This is a genomic window from Flavobacterium soyangense (assembly GCF_015277675.1).
GTDB classification, from domain to species: domain Bacteria; phylum Bacteroidota; class Bacteroidia; order Flavobacteriales; family Flavobacteriaceae; genus Flavobacterium; species Flavobacterium soyangense.
In genome coordinates this window covers 1-7,451 of sequence record NZ_JADHEC010000060.1, presented here as the reverse complement: position 1 = coordinate 7,451, position 7,451 = coordinate 1, and the positions used below count along the sequence as shown (strand labels likewise).

The 7,451-nt window shown below is 30.7% G+C and carries 8 protein-coding genes and 1 pseudogene; all 9 read left to right on the top strand.

From position 1 onward, the window contains the following. Nucleotides 1–96 (top strand): annotated as a pseudogene (locus IR213_RS15645) (IS982 family transposase); the annotation flags it as partial. Between the two features lie 402 nt (nucleotides 97–498). Beyond that, nucleotides 499–1,872, top strand: a complete 1,374-nt coding sequence (locus IR213_RS15640) for a phage integrase SAM-like domain-containing protein (RefSeq protein WP_194313230.1) — start codon at nucleotides 499–501, stop codon at nucleotides 1,870–1,872. Continuing rightward, nucleotides 1,865–2,938 (top strand): Fic family protein, encoded by a 1,074-nt coding sequence (locus IR213_RS15635; RefSeq protein ID WP_194313229.1) that lies wholly within the window; start codon nucleotides 1,865–1,867, stop codon nucleotides 2,936–2,938. The genes IR213_RS15640 and IR213_RS15635 overlap by 8 nt, the downstream gene beginning before the upstream one ends. Nucleotides 2,939–3,409: 471 nt before the next feature. Further along, nucleotides 3,410–4,663, top strand: a complete 1,254-nt coding sequence (locus tag IR213_RS15630; RefSeq protein ID WP_194313228.1) for a tetratricopeptide repeat protein — start codon at nucleotides 3,410–3,412, stop codon at nucleotides 4,661–4,663. A gap of 30 nt (nucleotides 4,664–4,693) precedes the next feature. Then, nucleotides 4,694–5,371, top strand: a complete 678-nt coding sequence (locus IR213_RS15625) for an RteC domain-containing protein (RefSeq protein ID WP_194313227.1) — start codon at nucleotides 4,694–4,696, stop codon at nucleotides 5,369–5,371. An 83-nt stretch (nucleotides 5,372–5,454) separates the two neighbouring features. After that, on the top strand, nucleotides 5,455–5,733 hold the full coding sequence (locus IR213_RS15620; protein ID WP_228479212.1) for a helix-turn-helix domain-containing protein: 279 nt from the start codon (nucleotides 5,455–5,457) through the stop codon (nucleotides 5,731–5,733). A 3-nt stretch (nucleotides 5,734–5,736) separates the two neighbouring features. Beyond that, nucleotides 5,737–5,859 carry a hypothetical protein gene (locus IR213_RS16505; protein WP_262892071.1) on the top strand — a complete coding sequence of 41 codons (123 nt, stop codon included), beginning with the start codon at nucleotides 5,737–5,739 and terminating at the stop codon, nucleotides 5,857–5,859. A gap of 152 nt (nucleotides 5,860–6,011) precedes the next feature. Continuing rightward, the gene (locus tag IR213_RS15615; protein WP_194313226.1) at nucleotides 6,012–6,707 is read left to right on the top strand and encodes a hypothetical protein; all 696 of its coding nucleotides are present in this window, start codon (nucleotides 6,012–6,014) and stop codon (nucleotides 6,705–6,707) included. Between the two features lie 474 nt (nucleotides 6,708–7,181). Next, on the top strand, nucleotides 7,182–7,451 hold a 270-nt coding region (locus IR213_RS15610; protein WP_228479211.1), incomplete at its 3' end, for a hypothetical protein.

The following is a 7,451-nucleotide window of genomic DNA, read 5'->3' as shown; positions in this document are numbered from 1 at the left end:
ATTTTAGCTAAAATAACAGCTTTAACTTTGGTTCAATTCATCAATAGATTTATTTTTGAAAGACCAATAAACAATATTAAAACACAAATAGTTTAATTACACCCAACGGGTTATGTAAAATTTTTGTCACGGAATAAAGTTTGGAAAAAATTAAAATTCGTTGCACAAGAAAGCCTCAGAAATATTAGGAATTATAAGCTAACAAATAAGCATAAAAAAAGCTTCTCGAATTGAGAAGCTTTTTTTGTGCGGGTAATAGGACTCGAACCTACACGCCTACTGCTTCAATTTGATGCTTTTCAACAACATCCAAAAACATTACAAACTTACACAAAACATTAATAAATTCAACATATACAATGATTTAAAACTATTTAATATTTATAGAACGAAATGGAATGAGATTTAATAGTACTGACTAATTACTGACTAAATACTGACTAGAATTTTTTTAACTCAAATTATTGTTTTAAATTTGAATGTTCAAAAGTTCAAATTATGGCAAAGATTAAATTTCTACTGCAAAGTAAGTCCGAAAACGCACAAATCTATATTCGTGTTTCAATAAGTCAAAAAGTTTCACTCAAGAAAAAAACGGGATTCTCTATAAGCCCGAAAGATTGGGGCGAAACTAATTTTCCAAAACAAACCAAACCCGAAAACAAATTACTATCTACAAACCTCAAAAAGTTAGAAACGTTTGTTTTGGAAAACCTCAACAAAGATTTGGCAAACGGAACTTTGATAGATGCGTATTGGCTAGAAAATCAAATTAACACTCTTTTCAAAAGGGTTGTTAAAACCGATACTACATTTTTAGTCAATCATCTTCAAACCATAATTGATAACGCAAACACCCGAACTAAAAAAGGAGGCGAAATAGGACTAGACAAAAACACAATAAAAAACTACAACACTTTCAAAAAGTTAATTATTGAATATCAAGAATCCATTAAAAAACAAATTCAGTTTTTAGAAATCACAAAACCTTTTGTCGAAAAGTTTAAAAACTGGCTCATTAACACTAAAAATTATACCACAAACTATTCAGGTAAAAATTTAGAAATGTTAAAAGCAGTTTGCAGAGATGCGGAAAAAACAGAAATCCCGATTACTCCATATTCAAAAATCATAGAACATTTTAGAGAAAAAGACAAGGACAGATACATACATACATTGTCCTATCAAGAAATTGAACAAATTAGAAATGTTGATTTTACAAATGAAGAGCAACTCAAAGACTTCAAAAAAGAAAACCCCGAACTAACAAAAAAACTTTCTATAACTCCTGAAAAGCTAAACAATGCCCGAAACTGGATTCTGATAGGCTGTGCCATCGGGCAACGTGGCGGAGATTTGCTTAATATTACTCCCGATAATATTAGATACAATTTAGACGGGTTTATGTATTTAGATTTAATTCAGGAAAAAACAGACAAAGCAATAACATTAAGCGTTAACGAAAAATATATAATTGACATTATTGAAAATAGGTTGCCCAAAAAAATACAAGAACAAAAATTGAATGAATATTCAAAAGTTGTTTGTAAATTGGCTGGAATTAATGAACTTATAAAAGGGAAAAAACATAATACTGAAACAAACCGAAGAGAATTAGGACTTCACCCAAAATATGAGTTTATAACCTCGCATTGTTTCAGAAGGTCATTTGTTAGCAACAAACATAAAGATTGGAATATCCAAACGATAATGGACGTTACAGGACATTCAAAAGAGAGTTTGGTAAATACATACATCAATAAAAGAGAAGACAAGGATTTGAAAGCTGACTTACAAAGAACAGAATATCAAAACCAAACAAAAGACAAAAAACCGCAACTGAAACTAATAAAAAACGGAACAAATGACTAACGAAATTTTTATCTTACCGCCTTTACCACCACAGGCAGAAATAGAGACCATTGCCATACTCAAACAACTTTCGCAGTCGCACCGTTATTTAGCAGAACTCAAAGGAACTTCAAAGACAATCCCAAACGAAAGTATTTTGATTAATACCTTGACACTGCAAGAAGCAAAGGACAGTAGCGAGATTGAAAACATTATAACAACCCACGACGATTTATACAAAGAAAATATTTTAATCGATACCAAAAAACCTGCATCAAAAGAAGTTTATAATTATGCGCAAGGTTTAAAGTTGGGTTTTGAAATAGTTCGAAAAGAAAGACTATTATTAAACAAACACATTCTAACCGTTCAAAAAGAGTTATTGGCTAATAACGCAGGATTTAGAACGCAGGCAGGAACAAAATTAGTTAACTCGCAAGGACAAACCGTTTATACACCGCCACAAAATGCAACCGAAGTTCTCGACTTGATGTCGAACCTCGAAAAGTTTATCAACGACAATGATTTTTCAAATCTTGATCCATTGATAAAAATGGTTATCATACATTATCAGTTTGAGAGCATACATCCTTTTTATGACGGCAACGGAAGAACAGGCAGGATAATTAATATTTTGTATTTGGTATTGCAAGGGTTGTTGGATATTCCTATTTTGTATTTAAGTCGCTACATTACCCAAAACAAAGCCGAATATTACCAAGTATTGCAAGACGTGAGAACCAAAGAAGACTGGGAACAGCTCGTTTTATATTTCTTGAAAGGTATTGAAATTACAGCCAAAGAAACTATTGATTTGATTACGAATATTAGTAATTTGATGCAACAATACAAAACCGATATTCAAGAAAAATTGCCTAAGATATACAGCCAAGATTTGATTAACATTCTGTTTAAAAATCCTTATACAAAAATTGAATTTGTAGAAAAAGAGTTGAGGATAAACAAAAGAACGGCACAAAATTATTTAGATATAGTGGCTAAAAACGGATTTTTGGAAAAGACCAAAATTGGCAAATCAAATTATTATATGAATAACGCATTGATTAAAGTTTTAATGAATGAGTAACGTGGTAAAAAATAGTTAAAAATTTACCACGTTATTACTGTCGTGGTAAAAAATGGCACGAATTTGCCACATTCACGACAACGTGGTAAAAAAAATTCACAAAAGACAACTAAACACAACAGCGAAGAGAACAACCATTGACAACACCAAAAGCCCTACAACATAAATCATTACGCAATAACAATAAAAACAGTTGTTGACAGTTGTAAGATAATTACAGTTGAAACAATGATGTTTAACATAGGATGTTTAATCAATACAAATCATTACATTTGGATAGCCTATTTAATATGCAGTATGAGGCTACCCCGAAGGAGCAGTTAAAAGTTTAAACTATTTTGAAAACAGAAACCAAAAAACACACCCGCCCCCTTATATAAAAGGCGTTTTCGGATAGCAAACATTGGTCGTAAAACAAGAGATAACCTAATGCCTAAAGTTTACTCATTACTTAAAAACACAATAAAAATTATGAAAAAACTATTTTTATTTCTTGCTTTTTACACAATTGCAAATGGTTATAGCCAAACAAGTGAGGAGTTTTACAAGAGAGGAATTATAAAGGATAGCCTACAAGACCACAAAGGAGCAATATTAGATTTCACTAAAGCAATAGAGCTTGATTTAAAATACGTTGATGCGTATTTTGAAAGAGGGAATACAAAATCTGATTTGAAAGATTATCAGGGAGCAATATTAGATTTTACAAAGTCAATTGAAAACAAACCTAATAATGCAAATTTTTATAATATAAGAGGAAGGGCAAAAATTGAGTTACAAGATTATAGCGAAGCAATATTAGATTTTACAAAAGTCATTGAGATTATCCCAAATGATTCGAATGCTTTTTTAGAAAGAGGCGCTGCAAAAGCACAATTACAAGACTATAAAGGAGCAATAGTTGACTATACAAAAAGCATAGAGTTGATTAATAATTGTGCATTGCCTTATTATTACAGAGGAAATGCAAAAGCTCAATTACAAGATTATCAAGGCGCAATAGATGATTATACCACAGGATTAGAGGGCAACTCACAATGTTTGTTTAATGAAGGACTCAGTATTTTTATGCTTTATGGTCAGTCAGATATGTATAAAAGCCGAGGTAGGGCAAAGAATAATTTGGATGACCAAAAAGGCGCAATAGTAGATTTAAATAAAGCAATAGAACTTGACCCAAATAGTTCGGAGGCATATGTTCGGAGAGGAAACATAAAATCTGATTTAAAAGACTATCGTGGAGCAATCGAAGACTATACGAAAGCCATTGAAATTACCCCAAATGATGAATTTATTTATAATCAAAGAGGAAACACAAAATCTGATTTAAAAGACTATCAAGGAGCAATTGCTGATTTTAACAAGGCAATAGAGCTTGACCCTGATAATCTAAATGCATACAAAAACAGGGGATATGCAAAAAACAATTTACAAGACTATAGGGGTGCAATATCAGACTATAACAAGGCTCTAACGATAAAACCCTCAAACGGCGCTTACTTTTTAAGAGGAAATGCCAAATTTGAATTAAAAGACTATGAGGGTGCAATAATAGATTTTACAAAAGCAATTCAATTAGACGTTAATGATGCTTCGGCTTACTATAATAGAGGGCTTTCAAAAATAAATATAAAACAAAAAAACAGTGGCTGTCTAGATTTTAGCAAAGCAGGAGAATTAGGACAGGCAGAAGCCTATGAAATGATAAAAGAATATTGTAATTAATCATAATTTTAAAGTTCAAATTACAGGCAAATGGGTAAAGAATTAATAACAACCTTCAAAAAATACAAAGAATCATACGAGAATCGTTTAGAAGAACATAAAGCAACCTATGAAGATTATGACGAATTACACTTTATAAATAGTGAATTGGGTTTCTATCAAATTTGTCATATGACAGCAAATGTTTCAGAACAAAGACTAATTGTAAATAACAAAGATTACACAGAATACGAATACCGTTTTATAAATGAAATTGAATACAATGATATATATCAAATAGATTCAAATATCAATGAAAACTATGATATTAAAGAATTGATTAAAGACGAAAGTAAATGGATGACTGATGGTTACAATTTAGAAATTTGCGAGCAATTAACTACTAGTTTTACAAAAATTACAGAATATTTGAACATCAAAAAAAACAAACTTACAAACAACAATGAATTTCCTAAAGTTAAATTTCACGGGAGTCCAACTGAATTCATAGAGCTTATTAAGGCTCTAACAGAAAACGGCAACCTAAAAGGAATACAAAAAGACAATATCGAAATTTGCTCTAACTTTTTTGATATTGAAATAAAAAACCCTACCAAATTAATTTCGGACATTAACAACACAAGAAATACAGGAAGTGAAACTCTTTTTTTGGATAAATTAAAAAAAAGTTTATACACTTACATTCAACAACAAAACCAAAAAAAATAGACGTTACCTATACGTTACTAACCTTTATACGAATTGAAACCGATTGACCTTTACGAAATATTAATCAAAACAATATTTCAACTATGCAACAAATTCAATTCCTTCAAACAACGCCCCAACAACTACAAAGCGAAATTAACGCAGGGGTAAAAATCATTTTAGAAGATTTTCTAAAAAACTTCAAACCAAAACTTCCTAACGAATATTTGACCAGAACGGAAGTAAGCAAAATGTTATCGGTAGATATTTCGACCGTACACAACTATTGCAAACGAAACATTCTACAGCCAAAAGGAATTGGTGGAAGAGTTTATTTCCTCCGCAGTGAAGTTGAAGCGAGTATAAAACCTTTGAATGTTTAATTTATGGAACATTGTAAAGAAAAAACCGCAATCCGTCACCTCATCACTGGATTAAAAAACTGCTATCCCATATCCTACAAATTACTTATGCGATTGCTGGAACGAGTAGTCATTCATTCGGACTAATCCTTTTACACAAAAAAGAGTATAAAAAAAACGAGAGTTGTTCAGGCTCTCGTTTAAATTTTGTTCAAAAGTTCAGTTTTCAACAGGCAATGCAAAAAACGTATTCAAAGGTAGTCAATTATCAAAAGGCAATATTTAAAACCAAACAAAAAATGAAAGAAAAATATTTTAATTTCCCTATCCAATTATTGGAGGATTTTATGAAAAACGATACTAAAACGATATTAAACAATATATCAGATTATGTAATCTACGAAGAAAGTTTGACTTTCTCTCAAGGCACTAATTTAGAAAAAATGATTTCTTGTGCAAGCAAATATGATATGACTTTAGGGAACAATCAAAAAGCATTTGATAATGGCAAACAGCTCTATAATAGTTTCGATATAAATCCTCCAAGAGCCGGAATAAAGCTTTCGATTTGGTGGGACTTTTATAAAAATGACAAAACCGAATTTGACAAAATATGTTTATTATGTTTTTTAGCCATTAAAAGTATTTTAGGCAGGCAAAAAAGCTATTGTAAAATAACGAACAAGTACTTATGGGCAAGGATGGACGGTAAAGTTAAGGCAGTACTTGAAATTTGGGAATTATCAGATGAGGTTAAAAAGTATGCCAACGAATATCAAACAAAAAAAATCAAAACATTGTTAATACATAACTGGGGTCTAGTTACGTTTGCTTACCATTGTAGGGGTTTTTATGTAAGTTATAAGTTAACACTTGAGGCACTAATTATGGAGGCTGAAAAGCGAAGAAAATCGACTATAGAAAAACAATATAAAGACCACGAAAAGGAACTTAGAAAAAAGGTGTTAGACAAATTAAGGGAAACACGACCATAACACGACCTATATAAAGCATTTTACAAATGGTTATTATTGCTGTTTTATGATGTTGTTTCATTTCAATTGTAATTATAAAAAGCACACGACCTATATAAATATTCTCTATTAAAATACTTTATGAATATCTAATATTAAGATATTCTAAAAATATAAAATATTCGATGTTTTCGACTTTAGTTGAAATTATTTGCAATTTGTCTAATTAAAGTCGGATTTGAAAAAAAATAAAAAAAATTCAATTATTATCAGGGATAAGAATAGTAATTAATCCATCAAACAAAGTAGGATTTACAATCCTTGACAAGGCAATAAGTGTTCTTGCTTTGATTGATAACATAAAAAAAATGGTGGCTTTACGGTTTCCCGTAAGGTAATTGATTTTTAATCATTTACATTTGAATATTATTTTAAAAAAAATATCAGAGTAGCTGAAAACTGAATAGAGTAAGCGCAAAATAAACACACTTTATTATGAAAAATTTTTGTTTAAAATTTAGTATCTTTTTATTTGCCTATGCAGGTTTAGCTCAAACCGCAACTACTAAAACCGATTATTATGGTAACAAAGTAACTACTTATACAGATCAGTATGGTAGAACAACTGGAACAGCCAAAACAACCACTGACTACTATGGCAATAAAAACACAACTCAAACAGATCAGTATGGTAATACAACTGGAACAGCCAAAACAACTACAGACTACTATGGCAATAAAAACACAACTCAAACAGATCAGTAT